This window comes from Streptomyces sp. NPDC002176 (assembly GCF_044903645.1).
Classification (GTDB): domain Bacteria; phylum Actinomycetota; class Actinomycetes; order Streptomycetales; family Streptomycetaceae; genus Streptomyces.
Map to the genome: position 1 here is coordinate 602643 of NZ_JBJDQW010000002.1, position 16789 is coordinate 619431.

Consider the following 16789-nt stretch of genomic DNA (forward strand, 5'->3'; position numbering starts at 1 on the left):
ACTGCCCCGGCACCTCGCGGGTACCGGGGCAGTCGGGAGGAAAAGATCGCTGCGCGTCAGACGACGACCTTCTTCAGGGCGTCGCCGAGTGCCTCTGCCTCGTCGGGGGTCAGCTCGACGACGAGTCGCCCGCCGCCTTCGAGCGGAACGCGCATGACGATGCCCCGCCCCTCCTTGGTCACCTCGAGCGGGCCATCACCCGTACGCGGCTTCATGGCCGCCATGCTCGTACCCCTTCCTGAAACCAGGCTCATCGTCTGCCGACGACCCCACGGAGGGCACCCGCGGTCCAGGAGGGACACGCGACACCGGCATCGAACACATTGCTTCCAAGCCATTATCCCGCATCTCAGGACCCGATGACCAACATCGGTCCGCATCGCTTGGGCAACGCACGCGAGCAAAACCACTCAATTCGGGGATGTGCCTGCGATACTGCGCCACCCCCAGCACCTCTCCCGGCCGGCTTCGTGCTGCTTTTGTTAGACGCAGGTCACACGCGCGGTGCGACTGCCGGGCCGAGATCTCCGCCATGCTGTCCCCGGACAACGGCGTACCGACCGGTACGCCGTCAGCCGCGAAACGGAGGGGAAGCGCCATGGCCGACACCGTGCTCCACGAGGTGAACGACGGGCTCGCCACCATCACCCTGAACCGCCCGGAGGCGATGAACGCGCTGAACATCGCCACCAAGAACGCCCTGCGCGACGCGGTCGAGGCCGCGGCGGCGGACGACGCGGTGCGGGCGATCCTGCTGACCGCGGCGGGCGACCGGGCGTTCTGCGTGGGCCAGGACCTCAAGGAGCACATCGGGCTGCTCGCCGCCGACCGGCAGGGCGAGGGCGGTGGAAAGACGATGAGCACCGTCAAGGAGCACTACAACCCGATCGCGCGGGCGCTGGCGGGTGCGGATAAGCCGGTGATCGCCGCGGTCAACGGCGTGGCGGCTGGGGCGGGCTTCGGCTTCGCGCTGCTCGCGGACTACCGCCTGGTGGCGGACACCGCCGCCTTCAACACCTCGTTCGCGGGCGTGGCGCTCAGCGCGGACTCCGGCCTCTCCTGGACGCTGCCCCGGGTGATCGGCACGAGCCGCGCCACCGATCTGCTGCTCTTCCCGCGCAGCATCGGCGCCCAGGAGGCGCTGGAGCTGGGCATCGCCAACCGGGTCGTCCCGGCCGCCGAGCTGCGCGCCGAGGCGGAGAACGTGGCGCGGGCCCTGGCCGAGGGCCCGACGGTCGCCTACGCGGCGATCAAGGAGGCGGTGGCGTACGGGCTGACGCACTCGCTGGACGAGGCGCTGGAGAGGGAGGACGAGCTCCAGACCCGCGCGGGCGCCTCCGAGGACCACGTCATCGCCGTGCAGGCGTTCGTGCAGAAGGAGAAGCCCCGGTACGTGGGCCGCTGAGCCTGCTGAACGGCCGGGCGGGGGAAGCCACTTGATCCCCGCCCGCCCCTCAGCCGCGGGTGGCCGCGCCCCGGCTGACGCAGGCCGCGAGGTGGTCGTCGACCAGGCCGCACGCCTGCATCAGCGCGTACGCCGTGGTGGGGCCGACGAACCTGAGGCCCCGCTTCTTCAGCGCCTTGGACAGCGCGGTGGACTCCGGGGTCACCGGGGCCACGTCGGCCAGCACCTTCGGCACCGGCCGCCCGGCCGGGTCGGGGGCGTGGGACCAGATCAGCTCGTCCAGCTCGCCCTCGGACCAGTCGGCGAGCACGCGCGCGTTGGCGAGCGTGGCGTCGACCTTGGCGCGGTTGCGGATGATGCCGGGGTCGGCGAGGAGACGCTCGCGGTCCTCGTCGGTGAAGGCGGCGACCTTCTCGATCCGGAAGTCCGCGAAGGCGAGCCGGAAGGTGGGGCGGCGGCGCAGGATCGTGATCCAGGACAGCCCGGACTGGAACGCCTCCAGGCTGAGCCGCTCGAAGAGGGCGTCGTCGCCGTGCACCGGGCGCCCCCACTCGTCGTCGTGGTACGCGACGTAGTCCTCGGTGGAGAGCGCCCAGGGGCAGCGCAGCGCGCCGTCCGCCCCGGCGAGGGCCTCCCCGGTGCTCATCGGACGTCCTCGGCGCCGGGCTCGTCCGGCCGGGGGTGCGGGGCAAGGGCACCGGCGAGCGCGGTCTGCAGGTCGGCGATCCGGGCGTCCCGCTCGCCGAGTTCGGCGGCGAGGCGGCTGAGCGCGTCGTCGACGTCGGCCATGCGGTAGCCGCGCGTGGCGAGGGGGAAGCGCAGGTTCTCCACGTCGAAGCCGTGCAGCGGGCGGTCCGCGGGCAGCGGGTCCTGGAGCCGCTCGGGCGCGGCGTCCTGGAGCGGGGCGCTCTCGCCGCCGCCCACCACGGCGAGGGTCACCGCGCCGACCACGACGGCCAGCGCGAGGACCAGGAACAGGAACATCAGCATCGCCAGGGTTCCCCAAGCTCGATGTGCCGGACGCCGGGCCCTTCGGACCGCGCGACCGGAAGCCGGATGTGTCTGGGTCCGATCGTGCCATGCGAGGCTGACAGTCCGGGCCGCGAGGCGCCGGACGTGCGAGGTACGAGGAGAGGTCACGAGGGATGCTCAGGCTGGGCAAGCGGGAATTCGGGGCGCGTGAACCGGTGATCATGGCGATCGTGAACCGGACCCCGGACTCCTTCTACGACCGGGGGGCGACGTTCGCCGACGACGCGGCCCTCGCGCGCGTGGAGCGGGCGGTGGCCGAGGGCGCGGCCATCGTCGACATCGGCGGGGTGAAGGCCGGGCCGGGCGAGGAGGTCACCGCCGAGGAGGAGGCCCGGCGCACGGTCGGCTTCGTGGCGGAGGTCCGGCGCCGCTTCCCCGATGTGATCATCAGCGTGGACACCTGGCGGGCCGAGGTCGGCGAGGCGGTGTGCGAGGCGGGCGCGGACCTGCTGAACGACGCGTGGGGCGGGGTGGACCCCGGCCTGGCGGAGGTGGCGGCGCGCTACGGAGTGGGCCTGGTGTGCACGCACGCCGGGCGCGCGGAGCCCCGTACCCGCCCGCACCGGGTGGCCTACGACGACGTGATGGCCGACATCCTCGACGTGACCGTGGGGCTGGCGGAGCGGGCGGTGGCGCTGGGGGTGCCGCGCGAGTCGGTGCTGATCGATCCGGGGCACGACTTCAACAAGAACACCCGGCACAGCCTGGAGGCGACCCGGCGGCTGGACGAGATGGTGGCGACGGGCTGGCCGGTGCTGGTGTCGCTGTCCAACAAGGACTTCGTCGGGGAGACGCTGGACCGCCCGGTGCCGGAGCGGCTGATCGGCACGCTGGCGACCACGGCGGTGTCGGCGTGGCTCGGGGCGCAGGTGTACCGGGTGCACGAGGTCGCGGAGACCCGGCAGGTGCTGGAGATGGTGGCGTCGATCGCCGGACACCGGCCCCCGGCGACGGCCCGTAGGGGTCTGGCCTGACAGGGGTTCCCCGTACGGGTCGGCCCCCAGTGGCCGTCCCGTACGGGGAACGAGGTACTACCGGGCGGCTTCCTTGGAGACCAGCGCGACCGCCTCGTCCACGTCGTCCGTCACGTGGAACAGCATCAGGTCCTTCTCCGCCGCCTTGCCCTGGGCGACCAGCGTGTTGCGCAGCCAGTCCATCAGGCCGCCCCAGTACTCGCTGCCGAACAGCACGATCGGGAAGCGGGTCACCTTCTGGGTCTGCACCAGGGTGAGCGCCTCGAACAGCTCGTCCAGCGTGCCGAGCCCGCCGGGCAGCACGACGAAGCCCTGCGCGTACTTCACGAACATCATCTTGCGGACGAAGAAGTACCGGAAGTTCAGCCCGATGTCGACGTACTGGTTCAGCCCCTGCTCGAAGGGCAGCTCGATGCCGAGGCCGACCGAGATGCCGCCCGCCTCCAGCGCGCCCTTGTTGGCCGCCTCCATGGCGCCCGGACCGCCGCCGGTGATCACCGCCCAGCCCGCCTCGACCAGACCGCGTCCGAGCCGCACACCGGCGTCGTACTCGGGCGAGTCCACCGGGGTCCGGGCCGAGCCGAACACGCTGATCGCGGGCGGGAGTTCGGCGAGGGTGCCGAAGCCCTCGATGAACTCCGACTGGATGCGCAGCACCCGCCAGGGGTCGGTGTGCACCCAGTCGGTGGGGGCACGCTCGTCCAGCAGCCGCTGGTCGGTGGTACTGGCCTGGACCTGGCCCCGTCGCCGGAGTACCGGGCCGAGCCGCTGCTCGTCCGGTGGGCGCTTCTTCCCCTCGGGGTTTCCGGTAGCCATGTGCGCTCCCTCCGCTTGCCGGTGTTTCGTGCCTCAGCCTAGATCCGCATCCGTTACGGAGGGGGGACGTGAGCATGTCCGGAACGCGGCGCCGCGTGGTGCGGGCGTCACGCGGTGAGCCAGGCGCGCAGCCGCTCCTCGCCCGCGAGGACCTTGGCCACCTCGACCCGCTCGTCCCGCTTGTGCGCCAGGTGCGGGTTGCCGGGGCCGTAGTTGACCGCCGGGATGCCGAGGGAGGCGAAGCGGGAGACGTCCGTCCAGCCGTACTTGGGCATCGGGGTGCCGCCGACCGCCTCGATGAAGGCCGCGGCGGCCGGGTGGGACAGGCCGGGCAGGGCGGCGCCGCTGTGGTCGTCGATCACGAACTCCTCGACCCCGCAGTCCGCGAACACCTCACGCACGTGCGCGACGGCCTCCTCCTCGGTGCGGTCGGGGGCGTAGCGGAAGTTGACCGTGACCACGCACTCGTCCGGGATGACGTTGCCGGCCACTCCCCCGCCGATCCGGACCGCGTTGAGCCCCTCGCGGTACTCGAGACCGTCGATCACCGGCCAGCGGGGCTCGTAGGAGGCGAGGCGGGCGAGGATCGGGGCGGCGGCGTGGATGGCGTTGGAGCCCATCCAGCCGCGCGCGGAGTGGGCCCGCTCGCCCTTGGTCCTCAGCAGCACCCGGAGCGTGCCCTGGCAGCCGCCCTCGACCTCGCCGTCGGAGGGCTCCAGCAGCACCGCGAAGTCGCCCCGGAGCCACTCCGGGCGGGCCTCGGCGAGGTGCTTGAGGCCGTTCAGCTCGGCGGCGACCTCCTCGTTGTCGTAGAAGACGAAGGTCAGGTCGCGGTTGGGCTCGGGGACGGTGGCCGCGATGCGCAGCTGGACCGCGACGCCCGCCTTCATGTCGCAGGTGCCGCAGCCCCACAGCACGCCGTCCGCGTCGAGGCGGGAGGGGACGTTCTCCGCGATCGGGACGGTGTCGATGTGCCCGGCGAGGATGACGCGTTCCGCGCGGCCCAGGTCGGTGCGGGCGAGGACGTTGTTGCCGAAGCGCTCCACGGTGAGGTGGGGCAAAGCGCGCAGCGCGGCCTCGATCGCGTCCGCGAGGGGCTTCTCCGTGCCGCTCTCCGACGGGATGTCCACGAGCCGGGCGGTCAGCTCGGCGGCGTCCAGCGTGAGGTCAAGGGTGGTGTCGGCCATGCTGGTGACCCTAACGCCCGCCCGGCCGGGGCCCGCCGCGGCACGGGGCGCGGGGCCGCGGCGAGGGCGATCACGGGCTCCAGTACCTTGTACGCGTGTCAGAGCCGTCCCCTCGCCCCCAGTCCCGCCCCAAGCGTCGCGGCCGTGTGTTCCGGATCGGCGCTGCCCTGGTCGTCCTCGCCGGTGTCGGCGGGTACCTCGTGGTGCAGTACGTCACCGGAGGCGTCGGCACGCGCGGCTGCACGGTGGTCTCCGCTCAGGACGACTCGAAGTCGTACGAGTTCACGCCCGAGCAGGCGGTGAACGCGGCCACCATCGCCGCCGTCGGCACCGGGCGCGGGATGCCCGAGCGGGCGGTGACCATCGCGCTCGCCACCGCGCTCCAGGAGTCGGGGCTGCGCAACATCGAGCACGGGGACCGGGATTCGCTGGGCCTGTTCCAGCAGCGGCCCTCGCAGGGCTGGGGCACCGAGCGGCAGATCATGGACCCGGCGTACTCGGCGGGCATCTTCTACGCGCATCTGGCCCGGGTGCCGGACTACTCCGCGCTCCCGCTCACCGTCGCGGCGCAGAAGGTGCAGCGCAGCGGCTTCCCGGAGGCGTACGCCAAGCACGAGCAGGACGCCGTGCTGCTGGCCGCCGCCCTCACCGGCCGCTCGGCGGCCACCCTGACCTGCGAGGGCCGCCCGTCGCGCACCGCCGAGGCGACCGGCCCGGACGCGGTACGGGAGGCGCTGGTACGGGACTTCGGGCGCGACGCGCTCCAGGAGACCGGCGCGGTGGTGGGCGGTACGGCCGTCCCGTCGCCCTCTCCCTCCCCCAGCGTGACCGCCACGGCGCACGGGCGGACGGTGACCGTGCCGGTGACCCGCGACGGCAAGGGGGCCACCGCCGGGGCCGCCGAGCGGGAGCGGGGCTGGCAGCTGGCGCAGTGGGCGGTGGCCAACTCCTCGGCGCTGCGCATCGCCCGGGTGACGTACGAGGGGCGGGAGTGGACCGCGTCCAACGGCGGGCACGACTGGCACTCCGTGTCGAAGGGCGGGGCGTCGGGGTCGGCCGGGGCCGAGCGGTCGACGACGGGGTCCGTCCGGATCGTCACCGGGCCCACCGCACCCTGAGAACCCTTCCCCGAGGCCCCTCAGGGGGTACCGGACAGCCGTGCGGGGGTGCCCCCGTAGGGGTTGTGGGGGCGTGCGCGGGGCGGTTTGCGGGGCAGGGTGGGGTCAGGGGCCGATCCGCCTAGGGAATCAAGGGGCGTAAGGATTCTGCTGACGGGGTTCAGGACGGTCTTTGCCCATTTTTATCCACACCCGATAATGCGATGCGTTATCGAGTCTTTACCTTCGGCGTCCGCAACCTTCGGCGGGTTCGAGCGGTAGTCACGGCGTCCGGGCTCGGACACCACACCGTTCTCTTCTGTCGAATGGAGCATCATGTCCCTCCCCCTGACTCGTCGGATCGCCCAGGCCGCGCTGCTCGTCGCCGCGGGGGCGGCCGCCGGGATCGGCGCCGCAGGCTCCGCCGGTGCGGCCACCAACCAGCCCGCCGTGCCGGACCTCGGCGGGCTGACCAAGCTGGACGGTGCGACTCACATGGACAAGGCCGTGGGTGGGCTGGCGGGCAGCAAGGCCGTCAAGAAGGCCGTGCCGGCGCCTGCGGCGGGCAAGGCGGCGGGGAACGTCCTCGGCGGCCTGCCCCTCAAGGGGCTCCCGCTGGGCTAGCCGTCGCATGCCGGGGGGGTCCAGGGTGTTTCCCTGGACCCCCTTGGCATGTCTGCTGTTGGGCGGGGTGTCAGCCGCACCCGGCACTGTGGGCTGTGCCCACCCGTTCCGCCCTGCGGAACGACTGCCCACAGCGGTGGCGGCGGCTGCCCACAGCCGGGCCAGAGCTACGCGGTCAGGCGGGCTACCGCCTCGTCGATGCGCTCGTCCGTCGCCGTCAGTGCGACCCGGACGAACCGTTCGCCCGCCTCGCCGTAGAAGTCGCCCGGTGCTACCAGGATGCCGAGGTCGGCCAGGTGGGCGACGGTGGCCCAGCAGGACTCGTCGCGGGTGGACCAGAGGTAGAGGCTGGCCTCGCTGTGCTCGATGCGGAAGCCGTGGGCCAGGAGGGCGGCGCGGAGCCGGTCGCGGCGGGCGGCGTACCGCTCGCGCTGGAGGCGTACGTGCTCGTCGTCGCCGAGGGCGGCCACCACCGCGGCCTGGGTCGGCGCGGAGGTCATCATGCCGCCGTGCTTGCGGATCTCCAGCAGCGGCATCAGCACCGCCGGGTCGCCCGCGAGGAAGGCCGCGCGGTAACCGGCGAGGTTGGACCGCTTGGAGAGGGAGTGGACGGCCACGATGCCGTCGTAGGAGCCGCCGTTGACGTCCGGGTGCAGGACCGAGACCGGGTCGGCCTCCCAGCCGAGCTCCAGGTAGCACTCGTCGGAGACGATCAGCACGCCGTGCTCGCGGGCCCAAGCGACGATGCCGGTCAGCTCATCCTTGGAGAGGACCTTGCCGGTGGGGTTGGACGGCGAGTTGAGCCAGAGCAGCTTCAGGTTCGCGGGGTCCAGCTCGCGCGGGTCGTCGTAGACCACGTGGTCCGCGCGGGCGAGGCGGGCGCCGACCTCGTAGGTCGGGTAGGCCAGGCGCGGGTAGGCGACCTGGTCGCCGGGACCGAGGCCGAGCTGGGTCGGCAGCCAGGCGACGAGTTCCTTGGAGCCGACGATCGGCAGGACATGGCGGTGGGTGACGTCCCGGGCGCCGAGGCGGCGCTCCAGCCAGCCGGTGATCGCGTCGCGCAGCGCGGGCGTGCCCCAGACCGTCGGGTAGCCCGGCGAGTCGGCAGCGTCGACCAGGGCCTTCTGGATCAGCTCGGGCACCGGGTCGACCGGGGTGCCGACCGACAGGTCGACGATGCCGCCGGGGTGCGCGGCGGCGGTCTTCTTGTACGGCTCCAGCTTGTCCCAGGGGAAGGCGGGGAGCCGGTCGGAGACTGCGGACACGGGGCTTGCTCTCTCTTTCCTAGGGGGCGCGAAACGCCTCGGTCCCGTACGGCCGGGGGTGACCGGGCCGTACGGGACCGAGGCGGCGCGCTCAGGCGGGCCGCTGGACCGTCGGAACGGTCACTCGCCCTGCGGCGGCAGCGCGGCGATGAAGGCGTGATCGCGCTCGATCAGGCCCAGCTTGCTGGCGCCGCCGGGGGAGCCCAGCTCGTCGAAGAACTCGACGTTCGCCTTGTAGTAGTCCTTCCACTCCTCCGGAGTGTCGTCCTCGTAGAAGATCGCCTCGACCGGGCAGACCGGCTCACAGGCACCACAGTCGACGCATTCGTCCGGGTGGATGTACAAGGACCGCTGGCCCTCGTAGATGCAGTCGACCGGGCACTCCTCGATGCACGCCTTGTCCTTGACGTCGACACAAGGCTGCGCGATGACGTAGGTCACGCTGTCGTTCCTCCTCGATAGGGCGCCGGCGGGCCTCCTCAGGCTCCGCCGCCTGGCGCGCGGGAGCGCGGCGTCGTCGATGCCCGCACCTAGTATCTCCGTTCCGGAGCGTGATCCGAACAGGAGGGGTGGAGCGACCCGTGGAAATCTCGGTGACAGGACTGCTCAAGGTCCTCATCACACCGGCAGATGTGGGCAAAAGGGTATCTGTACGGCAGTTGACGGGGTCGGGTGCGGCGGGCGAGAAGTTCACCGACACGATTGGCGTTCTCACATCCTGGGACGACGACGGCGTGCTCATGATCACACGACGGGACGGCCGGGTGGTCCGGGTCGAGGCGTCGTCGCTGGTCGCGGGCAAGGTCGTGCCGTCCGCCCCGGCGCGTCGCCGGGGTCCGGCGGCGGGGTACGAGGAGCTGGCGCGGGTCGCCGCGCGGGCCTGGCGGCCGCTGGAGAGCGAGCGGCTCGGCGCGTGGGAGCTGCGGGCGGCGGGCGGCTTCACCCGGCGTGCCAACAGCGTGCTGCCGCTCGGTGAGCCGGGGCTTCCGCTCGACGCGGCCCTGGCTTCCGTAAGAGGCTGGTACGGCGAGCGCGGACTGCCCGCCTACGTGCAGACCGCCACCGGCGCCGAGGGCACGCAGGAGCTGCTGTCGGCGGAGCTGGAGCGGCGCGGCTGGACGCGGGAGGTGACGGCGGAGCTGTGGACCGGGGCGCTGGCGCCGGTCGCGGACCGGGCCGAGGGCGCCGGGGTGCTGCTGTCCCGCGAGGCGGACGAGGCGTGGCTCGCGCGGTACCAGCGTGAGGGAGTGAGCGAGGTGGCCCTGCGGGTGCTCGGCGGCGGGCGGTCGGTGTGGTTCGCCCGCGTGCCCGGCGCGGACGGCGAGCCGCCCGTGGCCATCGGGCGGTGCGTGGTGGACGGCCGCTGGGCCGGTTTCGCCGCCGTCGAGGTCGATCCGGCGCAGCGGCGGCGGGGGCTGGCCACCGAGGTGATGGCCGCGCTGGCCCGCCGGGCGCTGGACGAGGGCGCCTCGGCGGCGTGGCTCCAGGTGGAGGAGGACAACGACGCCGCGCGGCGGCTGTACGACGGGCTCGGTCTCGCCCCGCATCACGCGTACCACCATTACCGGGAGCCGGACGAGACCGGCTCCGGGCGGTCGTAGGGGCCCGTCGTGAGCGCCCAGGAACCGGCCCGGCGACCCGCCTTCCCGCCCCCGTACCCGCCTCCGGCCGCGCGGTCGGTGGAGCTGCGGCGGCGGTTCGCCGAGGAGGCGCGGTCGCAGTGGCCGGACCTGTCCGCGCTGTGCCTGCTCATCGGCGCGGAGGTGGACGGCACGCTGGACGAGGCCGGGATCGACGCGGCCCAGATCGAGCTGGACGAGCTGGCCGGGCGGCTGCCGTACCGGCCGGGCGGGCCGCTGGCGTGGGCGCGTGCGGTGGGGCGGCTGCTGGGCGGCACCCAGGGGTTCCGGGGCACGGGCGGGGAGTACGAGCGGCTGGAGTCCTCGCTGCTGCACGCGGTGCTGCGGCGGCGGCGCGGGCTGCCGATCCTGCTGTCGGTGGTGTGGATGGAGGTCGCCCGGCGGGCGGGCGCCCCGGTGTACGGGGTGGCGCTGCCGGGTCACTTCGTGGTCGGCTTCGGCACGGCGGGCGACCGGGTGCTGGCCGACCCCTTCGACGGCGGCCGGGTCCTCAGCGGCATGGACACCGAGCTGCTGGTGGCCGGGGCCACGGGCGCGCCGCTGGAGCCCTCGATGCTGGTCCCGGCGGCCCCGCTCCAGGTCATCCAGCGCATCCTGAACAACGTCCGCGCCTGGGCCGCCGCCCGCCCCGAGCGCTCGGACGTGGCCCTGTCGGCCGTCGAGCTGGCCATGCTCCTGCCCTCCCGCCCGGCACACCTGCGCTACGAGCGGGCCCGTCTGCTGGTGCAGCGCGGCGAGTTCACCGAGGGCGCGGCGGAGCTGGAGGCGTACGCGGAGCTCGTCGCGGTGGTCGACCCGATGGCCGAGGAGAAGGCCCGCGCCCAGGCCCGCGCGGCACGAGCCCTGCTGAACTGACCGACCGGGTCAGAGCCAGCCCTTCTCCCGCGCGATGCGGACCGCTTCCGCCCTGTTGCGTACCGCGAGCTTCTGGATCGCGGTCGACAGGTAGTTGCGGACCGTGCCCTGGGAGAGGTGGAGGGTGCGGGCGAGTTCGGCGTTGGTGGAGCCGTCGGCGGCTGCGCGCAGGATCTCGCGTTCGCGGTCGGTGAGCGGGTTGGCGCCGTCGGCGAGGGCGGCGGCGGCCAGGGTGGGGTCGATGACGCGTTCCCCGGCGAGCACCTTGCGTACGGCGGCCGCGAGTTGGGCGGCGGGGGCGTCTTTGACCAGGAAGGCGTCGGCGCCCGCCTCCATGGCACTGCGGAGGTAGCCGGGGCGGCCGAAGGTGGTGAGGACGACGAGCTTCACGCCGGGGTGCGCCCGGTGGACCTGGGCGGCGGCCTCGATGCCGGTGCAGCCGGGCATCTCGATGTCGAGCAGGGCCACGTCCACCCCGTGCTCCCCCACCGCGGCCAGCACCTCGTCCCCGCGCGCGACCTGCGCGACGACTTCGATGTCGTCCTCCAGCCCGAGCAGTGCGGCGAGCGCCTCGCGGACCATCGACTGGTCCTCGGCGAGGAGGACCTTGATCGTGCTCGTCATGACCCGGATACTACGTCCGCGACGGCGGCCGACGGGACGCGGGCGACCACCCGGAAGCCCTTGCCGGACCGGCCCGCCTCCAGGGTGCCGCCCGTGTCGTGGAGGCGTTCCGCGAGCCCGGTGAGCCCGTTGCCGGGCCCCTTGCCCGGGCCGCCCGAGCCGTTGTCCTCGACGGACAGCTCCAGCACCGGCCCGTCCAGGGTGTGCCGGTGCAGCAGCTCCACCGCGCACCGCTCGGCCCCGCTGTGCCGGACCACGTTGGTGACGGCCTCGCGCAGCGTCCACGCGAGCGCGGCCTCGGCCTCCTCGGGCAGCCCGGCGAGGTCGGGCTCGGCGGGGATCTCGGCGATGACCCCGGCGGCCGTCAACGCGACCTGCGCGCCCGCGAGTTCGGCGGCGAGCCGGGGCCGACGGTAGCCGGTGACGGCCTCGCGGACGTCGACCAGCGCCTGCCTGCTGACCCGCTCGATGTCCGCGACCTGCTGCGCCGCCTGCTCCGGTCGGCCGGGCAGCATCCGCCCCGCCAGCTCGCTCTTGAGGGTGATCAGGGACAGGGAGTGCCCCAGCAGGTCGTGCAGGTCGCGGGCGAGCCGCAGCCGCTCCTCGTTGGCGGCGAGCTGCGCCACGGTGGCCCGCGCCTTGCGCAGCTCGACGGTGGTGCGGACGAGCTGCCGTACGCCCGTCATGGCGAAGCCGATCAGCACCGTCAGCAGCAGGAGGTTCCGCGCCTCCTCCTCGCCGGAGTGCAGCCCGACCAGGTACATGACGGCCGCCGAGGCCGGGATCGCCCAGTAGGTGGCCTTCGTGGGCAGGGTCGCTCCGCAGGCCACCGAGAGGTAGACGAACAGGCCGAGCCAGGCGCTGCCGAGGGTGTACGCGAGGAGTGGCGCGAGGATGCCGAGGACCAGCAGGAGCAGGACGACGGCCGGGGCGGAGAAGGTCCGGCCCATGTTGCGGAAGACCAGCCCCAGGTAGACCGCGACGAACGCGGTGAGCCCGGCGGCTCCGGCCCAGGTGGCCGCCGTGCCGTGGCCGCCGCTCACCAGGTCGTGGACGGGTGAGCTGAGGAAGACCAGCCAGACGCCGATCCACAGCAGCTTCACCCACAGCTCGCGGCGCCCCTGCGGCGGACGCCCCACGGGGGTGTCCGTCTCGGGTCCGGCGCACGGGTCCTCGGTCATCGCGTTCACGCCTTCAGCGTGTCCTTCCGGTACAGCCAGGCCGCGCCGCCCGCGAAGAGGACGAAGTACACGGCGAGGACGGCGACGTCCCGCCCGTGCGGGGCCTGGCTCTGCTCGACCGCGCGTCCCAGGGCAGCGTACGCGTACGTCGGCAGCCACTCGGCGATGTCCTGGAGCCAGCGCGGGAACCCGGCCGAGGGCATCCACAGGCCGCCGAGGAGGGACAGCGCGAAGTAGACGATCATGGTGATGGGCCGTACCGCGTCACCGGAGGCGAGATAGCCGATGGCGACGCCGAGCGCGGCGAAGACGAGGCTGCCCGCCCAGATGACGCCGGTGAGGGCGAGCCACTGCCAGGCGTCGAGCCGTACGTCCTTCACCACGGCGGCCACGAGGAACACCATGACGATGGACGGCAGGCTCACCACGGCCGCGCTGGCCGTCTTGGCGAGGACGTAGCCGTGGCCGGGCAGCGGGGTCAGCCGCAGCTGGCGCACCCAGCCGCTCTCCCGCTCCTTGGCGATGCGCTCGCTGTTGCCCATCAGCACGGCGGTCAGGGCGCCGAAGGAGGCCATGGAGACCATCAGGTAGGTGGCGACGGTCAGGCCGGTGCCGTCCACCTTCTCGTCGGTGCCCGAACTCCCCGCGAAGATCAGGAAGATGATCGAGGGGTAGAGCACGGAGAAGAACAGGAACTTGCGGTTGCGCAGGGCGCGGGCGAGTTCCAGCTTGATCAGGGCCCGTGAGGCGAGGATGCCGGTCATGCGCGCTTGGCCTCCTCGGCCTCGGTGATGGCGACGAAAGCCTGCTCCAGGCCGAGCCCGGCGACTTCCAGGTTGCGGGGGTAGAGGTCGAGCCCGTACACGGCGTGCATGGTGGCGTCGGCGTCGGAGGACTGGATGCGGACGGTCTGCCCGGAGACGTCCAGCGAGGTCAGCGCGGGCAGTCCGGCCAGCGCGGTCTCGTCGATGGCGCCGGTCAGGTCGAAGGAGACCCGGCGGGCGCCCGCGCGGGCCTTGATCTCGGCGGCGGTGCCGTCGGCCAGCAGGCGGCCCCGGTGCAGCACGAGCACCCGGTCCGCGATGGCATCGGCCTCTTCGAGGTAGTGCGTGGCGAAGAGGACCGTACGGCCCTGGTCGGCCTGCTCGCGCATGGTGGCCCAGAACGCGTGCCGGGCGGAGACGTCCATGCCGGTGGTCGGCTCGTCCAGCACGATCAGGTCGCTGTCCCCGGCGGTCGCCAGGGCGAACCGGACGCGCTGGGCCTGGCCGCCGGAGAGCTTGTTGACCTTGCGGTCGGCGATCTGCGTGATGCCCGCGCGGGCCAGCACCTCGGAGGCGGGGTACGGGCGGGGGTGCAACGAGCAGGCGAGGCCGACCAGTTCGGCGACCGTCACGTCCTCCATCAGCCCGCCGCTCTGCAGCATCGCCCCGACCCGCCCGGCGGTGATGGCCTCGCGCGGGCTGGTCCCGAACACGGTGACCCGACCCTCGTCGGGCTGCTTCAGCCCGAGCAGCAGATCGAGCGTGGTGGACTTGCCCGCGCCGTTCGGCCCGAGCAGGGCGACGGTCTCGCCGGGCCGCAGGGTGAGCGAGAGCCCGTCGACCGCGCGCACGCTGCCGTACGTCTTGCTCACCTGGTCGAACCCGGCCACCACCGGCGCGGCGGTCGCGGGCGGTGCCGCTGTCGTTGTCATGCCCTCCATGCTGGCGGGGAGGGGGGCGGGGGCGGCAGTGCCGTCGGTCCTGAGTGCCGGATGACAGATGTCATACGACGGCGAGGGCACCCGGGACGTGCCCGGATGCCCTCGCCGTCACGCGCGTGCCTAGTTCGGCTTGGTGTCGATGGTGCCGACGCGCTCCGCCGTGGTCTTGCCGACCAGGGCCTTGCGCAGGGCCGCCACGACGTCCTGCGGGAGGACGTCGCGCTTGCCGGTCGCGCTCTCCACCTTCACCCCCGCGAAGGTGGTGCCGTACGCCTCCTGGAGCGCCTGGAGGTTGTAGGTGTCGGTGAGCTTGCCGCCCACCGCCTTGAACCCGAGGATCTTCGGCAGCGACTTGGGCCCGAACTTGATGCTGTGCGCCGTGTCGACCTGGACGGTGACGACGTCCGACATCGCGGGCTCCGCGAACGCCTTCATCTCCCGGTCGACCTCGGCGTTCGGCACCGTCGGCTGCCGGGTCGTCGTCGGGACGCCGACCGGGGTGGCGGTGCCGGTCTCGATCAGCGTGCGGTACGCCTGCTCGACGGCCTTGGCCGAGCCTGCCGCGTCGACCGCCTTGCCGGGCTTGCCGTAGACCGCGACGAACTTGCCGGACTGGAACGTGATGCCGCCCTCGACGACCGAGCCCGAGCCGCCGCCCGCCTGCTGCAGCGCGACCTGGAGCTTCTCCTCGTCCACCGGGGTGACCGGCTGGACGACCCGCTTCTGCCCGAAGAGGGAGCCGATCACGGAGAGCGGGTTGTAGTCGCTCTTCGCGGCGTCGGCGACCGTGGCCTGGTAGTCGAACTGCAGGCCCGCCTTGTCCGGGGTGAGCGCCACGTTGCCGCCGCCCACGGAGAGCTGGAGCGGCTTGTTGACCCGGTCCCGGAAGGTGTCGTCGAGCTTCTTGACCGCGTCGTCGCGGGTGCCGCCGCCGATGTCCAGACCGAGCACGGTGGTGCCCTTGGGCACGTCGGTGCGGTTCATCAGCAGTCCGGCGCCGTAGGCACCGCCGACCACCACGACCACACCGGCGACCAGCAGCATCAGCTTGCTGCGGCCCTTCTTCTTGGGCTGCGGCGCGGCCTTCGCCTGCGGGGCGGGCGGCTTGGGCGCCGTGTACGCCGGGCGGTCCCCGGCGGGACCGAACGGGTCGGCGGCCTCGTCGCCCGGGAAGACCGGGATGCCGCTGGTGACGGTGTGTCCGGAGACGCCGCCGTGCGGCGCGCGGCCGGGCACGCCCGGGGCGGTGCCGAGCTGCTGCGGGGTGAGGATCGCGGTGTCGTCGCTGAGCGCGCCACCGGCCGTCGGGGCACCCTGGGGGCCGCCCTGCGGACCCTGGGCGCTCTTGGGCGGGCCGCCGCCGGGGGCGCGGAACGCGGGCGGGCCGTCGAAGGGCTCGCCGGGGCCCATGCCCCGCATGCCGGGAGCGGGGGCACCGGGCGCGCCGGGCGCGTTACCGGGCACCGGGCGGGTGGGCAGCGGGCCGTCGCCGGTGACCGGGCCGCCGGTCGGGCCCGCGGGGCCCTTCGGACCGGGGACGCCCTGGCCGCCGGGGCCGTTGAACCCGTTCGGACCGCCGGGGCCGCCACGCCCGTTGGCGCCGGGGGCACCCGGACCACCGGCCGGGGCGCCGCCGTTGTCGGAGAAGAACGGCAGGTCGTCACGGGCGGGTTCGCCGGTACGGGCGCCGCCGCGCGGGCCCGAGGCCAGCGCCTCGGTGACGTCGAAGGAGCCCGTACCGCCGCCGTGGCCCGGCGCGACGGGGCCACCGGTGGCGCCGGACATGCCGGAGCCGTTGGTGCCGCCGGGGCGGGGGGCGCCCGGTGCGGGGGCGCCGGGGGGCCGCATGGCGGAGGGCCCGGGGCCCAGCGCGGGGGCGCCGGATCGCGGGGCGCTCGTACCGGCGGCCGGACCGCCCGGCATTCCGGCGCCGTTGGTCCCGTTGCCGCCCGAACCGCCCTTGGGGGCGCCGGACTTGCGGGGAGCGAACCATTCGCTGGTCTTCTCCTCCGCCTGCGGGGCGGCTTCGGCGGCCGGTTCGGGGGCGGGCGCGGGCACGGCGGCGGGCGCGGGCCGCGTCTCGGCGGCCGGTTCACCCCCGGCGTTCTCGCCCTCCCCGACCGTCTTGCGTACGACGACCGGCGGAATGGGCCGCGATCCGGGGATGTTGATCCGGATGCGCGTGGTCAGCGTGGTCTCGGTCTTGCGGTCCTCGGGACGCGCGTCCGGACCTCCCGCCCCGGTCCCGTCACCGGAAGCCATGGGGGTCCCGTACGGCGGGGTGCCGGAGGGGTACGCGGCTCCACCGCGCCCGTCGGGCCCGGAGGACGGAGTGTCAGTTTCACGACTCAAGGCAAGTTCTCCCGGTTGGCTCCGCCGCCCGT

The 16789-nt window shown here is 73.5% G+C and carries 18 protein-coding genes; 6 read left to right on the forward strand and 12 right to left on the reverse strand.

The genetic code is table 11. The features are described 5' to 3' along the window. Nucleotides 1–56: 56 nt before the first annotated feature. Nucleotides 57–224: a DUF3117 domain-containing protein gene (locus ACI2LY_RS10945; protein WP_018544333.1), complete on the reverse strand. Its 168-nt coding sequence runs from the start codon at nt 222–224 to the stop codon at nt 57–59. Nucleotides 225–598: 374 nt separating this feature from the next. Here ACI2LY_RS10945 and ACI2LY_RS10950 point away from each other — a divergent pair, with 374 nt between their 5' ends. Continuing rightward, nucleotides 599–1405 (forward strand): enoyl-CoA hydratase/isomerase family protein, encoded by an 807-nt coding sequence (locus ACI2LY_RS10950; protein ID WP_404706886.1) that lies wholly within the window; start codon nt 599–601, stop codon nt 1403–1405. 49 nt (nt 1406–1454) lie between these two features. Here ACI2LY_RS10950 and ACI2LY_RS10955 read toward each other — a convergent pair whose 3' ends face one another. Together ACI2LY_RS10955 and ACI2LY_RS10960 are read right to left on the reverse strand one after the other, a co-directional pair. After that, on the reverse strand, nt 1455–2051 hold the full coding sequence (locus ACI2LY_RS10955; protein ID WP_404706887.1) for a DNA-3-methyladenine glycosylase I: 597 nt from the start codon (nt 2049–2051) through the stop codon (nt 1455–1457). Further along, nucleotides 2048–2395, reverse strand: coding sequence for a DivIVA domain-containing protein (locus tag ACI2LY_RS10960; protein ID WP_404706888.1), 348 nt, complete (start codon nt 2393–2395; stop codon nt 2048–2050). The genes ACI2LY_RS10955 and ACI2LY_RS10960 overlap by 4 nt, the downstream gene beginning before the upstream one ends. Before the next feature lie 155 nt (nt 2396–2550). Between ACI2LY_RS10960 and folP the strand changes: the two genes are divergently transcribed. Then, nucleotides 2551–3411, forward strand: coding sequence for a dihydropteroate synthase (folP, locus tag ACI2LY_RS10965; RefSeq protein WP_404706889.1), 861 nt, complete (start codon nt 2551–2553; stop codon nt 3409–3411). 57 nt (nt 3412–3468) lie between these two features. Here folP and ACI2LY_RS10970 read toward each other — a convergent pair whose 3' ends face one another. Further along, on the reverse strand, nt 3469–4227 hold the full coding sequence (locus ACI2LY_RS10970; protein WP_404706890.1) for a TIGR00730 family Rossman fold protein: 759 nt from the start codon (nt 4225–4227) through the stop codon (nt 3469–3471). Between the two features lie 107 nt (nt 4228–4334). Continuing rightward, nucleotides 4335–5414: a succinyl-diaminopimelate desuccinylase gene (gene dapE / locus ACI2LY_RS10975; protein ID WP_388995915.1), complete on the reverse strand. Its 1080-nt coding sequence runs from the start codon at nt 5412–5414 to the stop codon at nt 4335–4337. Between the two features lie 95 nt (nt 5415–5509). On the opposite strand from dapE, the gene ACI2LY_RS10980 reads away from it, so the two are divergent. After that, on the forward strand, nt 5510–6532 hold the full coding sequence (locus tag ACI2LY_RS10980; RefSeq protein WP_404706891.1) for a heavy metal transporter: 1023 nt from the start codon (nt 5510–5512) through the stop codon (nt 6530–6532). Nucleotides 6533–6847: 315 nt separating this feature from the next. Further along, on the forward strand, nt 6848–7135 hold the full coding sequence (locus ACI2LY_RS10985) for a hypothetical protein (protein WP_404706892.1): 288 nt from the start codon (nt 6848–6850) through the stop codon (nt 7133–7135). A gap of 167 nt (nt 7136–7302) precedes the next feature. On the opposite strand, the gene ACI2LY_RS10990 is transcribed toward ACI2LY_RS10985, so the two are convergent. Both ACI2LY_RS10990 and fdxA read right to left on the reverse strand, forming a co-directional pair. Then, on the reverse strand, nt 7303–8400 hold the full coding sequence (locus ACI2LY_RS10990) for a bifunctional succinyldiaminopimelate transaminase/glutamate-prephenate aminotransferase (protein WP_404706893.1): 1098 nt from the start codon (nt 8398–8400) through the stop codon (nt 7303–7305). A gap of 120 nt (nt 8401–8520) precedes the next feature. Further along, nucleotides 8521–8841: a ferredoxin gene (gene fdxA / locus ACI2LY_RS10995; RefSeq protein WP_384363569.1), complete on the reverse strand. Its 321-nt coding sequence runs from the start codon at nt 8839–8841 to the stop codon at nt 8521–8523. Between the two features lie 140 nt (nt 8842–8981). Between fdxA and ACI2LY_RS11000 the strand changes: the two genes are divergently transcribed. Further along, the gene (locus ACI2LY_RS11000) at nt 8982–10001 is read left to right on the forward strand and encodes a GNAT family N-acetyltransferase (protein ID WP_404706894.1); all 1020 of its coding nucleotides are present in this window, start codon (nt 8982–8984) and stop codon (nt 9999–10001) included. A 9-nt stretch (nt 10002–10010) separates the two neighbouring features. Beyond that, a complete protein-coding gene (locus tag ACI2LY_RS11005) occupies nt 10011–10895 on the forward strand; it encodes a tetratricopeptide repeat protein (protein WP_393915870.1) in 885 nt (294 codons plus the stop codon). Nucleotides 10896–10904: 9 nt separating this feature from the next. Here the strand turns inward: ACI2LY_RS11005 and ACI2LY_RS11010 are convergent, their stop codons facing one another. From ACI2LY_RS11010 to ACI2LY_RS11030, 5 genes are all read right to left on the reverse strand, one after another. Then, nucleotides 10905–11519: a response regulator gene (locus ACI2LY_RS11010; RefSeq protein WP_393605220.1), complete on the reverse strand. Its 615-nt coding sequence runs from the start codon at nt 11517–11519 to the stop codon at nt 10905–10907. Then, complete coding sequence (locus ACI2LY_RS11015) at nt 11516–12700, reverse strand: sensor histidine kinase (RefSeq protein ID WP_404707311.1); 1185 nt, start codon at nt 12698–12700, stop codon at nt 11516–11518. The genes ACI2LY_RS11010 and ACI2LY_RS11015 overlap by 4 nt, the downstream gene beginning before the upstream one ends. Nucleotides 12701–12705: 5 nt before the next feature. Continuing rightward, entirely contained in the window at nt 12706–13464 is a 759-nt protein-coding gene (locus ACI2LY_RS11020; RefSeq protein ID WP_135783987.1) for an ABC transporter permease, read from the reverse strand. Beyond that, nucleotides 13461–14396, reverse strand: coding sequence for an ABC transporter ATP-binding protein (locus ACI2LY_RS11025; protein WP_404706895.1), 936 nt, complete (start codon nt 14394–14396; stop codon nt 13461–13463). Before ACI2LY_RS11025 ends, ACI2LY_RS11020 begins: the two co-directional genes overlap by 4 nt. 129 nt (nt 14397–14525) lie before the next feature. Next, nucleotides 14526–16757, reverse strand: a complete 2232-nt coding sequence (locus ACI2LY_RS11030; protein WP_404706896.1) for a hypothetical protein — start codon at nt 16755–16757, stop codon at nt 14526–14528. Nucleotides 16758–16789: the final 32 nt, after the last annotated feature.

Bases quoted from the DNA above. Each gene is read 5' to 3' on its own strand.
- folP (WP_404706889.1), top strand. From the start codon at position 2,551: ATGCTCAGGCTGGGCAAGCGGGAATTCGGGGCGCGTGAACCGGTGATC.
- ACI2LY_RS10955 (WP_404706887.1), bottom strand. From the start codon at position 2,051: ATGAGCACCGGGGAGGCCCTCGCCGGGGCGGACGGCGCGCTGCGCTGC.
- ACI2LY_RS10970 (WP_404706890.1), bottom strand. From the start codon at position 4,227: ATGGCTACCGGAAACCCCGAGGGGAAGAAGCGCCCACCGGACGAGCAG.
- ACI2LY_RS10960 (WP_404706888.1), bottom strand. From the start codon at position 2,395: ATGCTGATGTTCCTGTTCCTGGTCCTCGCGCTGGCCGTCGTGGTCGGC.
- ACI2LY_RS11025 (WP_404706895.1), bottom strand. From the start codon at position 14,396: ATGACAACGACAGCGGCACCGCCCGCGACCGCCGCGCCGGTGGTGGCC.
- ACI2LY_RS11010 (WP_393605220.1), bottom strand. From the start codon at position 11,519: ATGACGAGCACGATCAAGGTCCTCCTCGCCGAGGACCAGTCGATGGTC.
- dapE (WP_388995915.1), bottom strand. From the start codon at position 5,414: ATGGCCGACACCACCCTTGACCTCACGCTGGACGCCGCCGAGCTGACC.
- ACI2LY_RS10950 (WP_404706886.1), top strand. From the start codon at position 599: ATGGCCGACACCGTGCTCCACGAGGTGAACGACGGGCTCGCCACCATC.
- ACI2LY_RS11020 (WP_135783987.1), bottom strand. From the start codon at position 13,464: ATGACCGGCATCCTCGCCTCACGGGCCCTGATCAAGCTGGAACTCGCC.
- ACI2LY_RS10945 (WP_018544333.1), bottom strand. From the start codon at position 224: ATGGCGGCCATGAAGCCGCGTACGGGTGATGGCCCGCTCGAGGTGACC.
- ACI2LY_RS11015 (WP_404707311.1), bottom strand. From the start codon at position 12,700: ATGACCGAGGACCCGTGCGCCGGACCCGAGACGGACACCCCCGTGGGG.
- ACI2LY_RS10985 (WP_404706892.1), top strand. From the start codon at position 6,848: ATGTCCCTCCCCCTGACTCGTCGGATCGCCCAGGCCGCGCTGCTCGTC.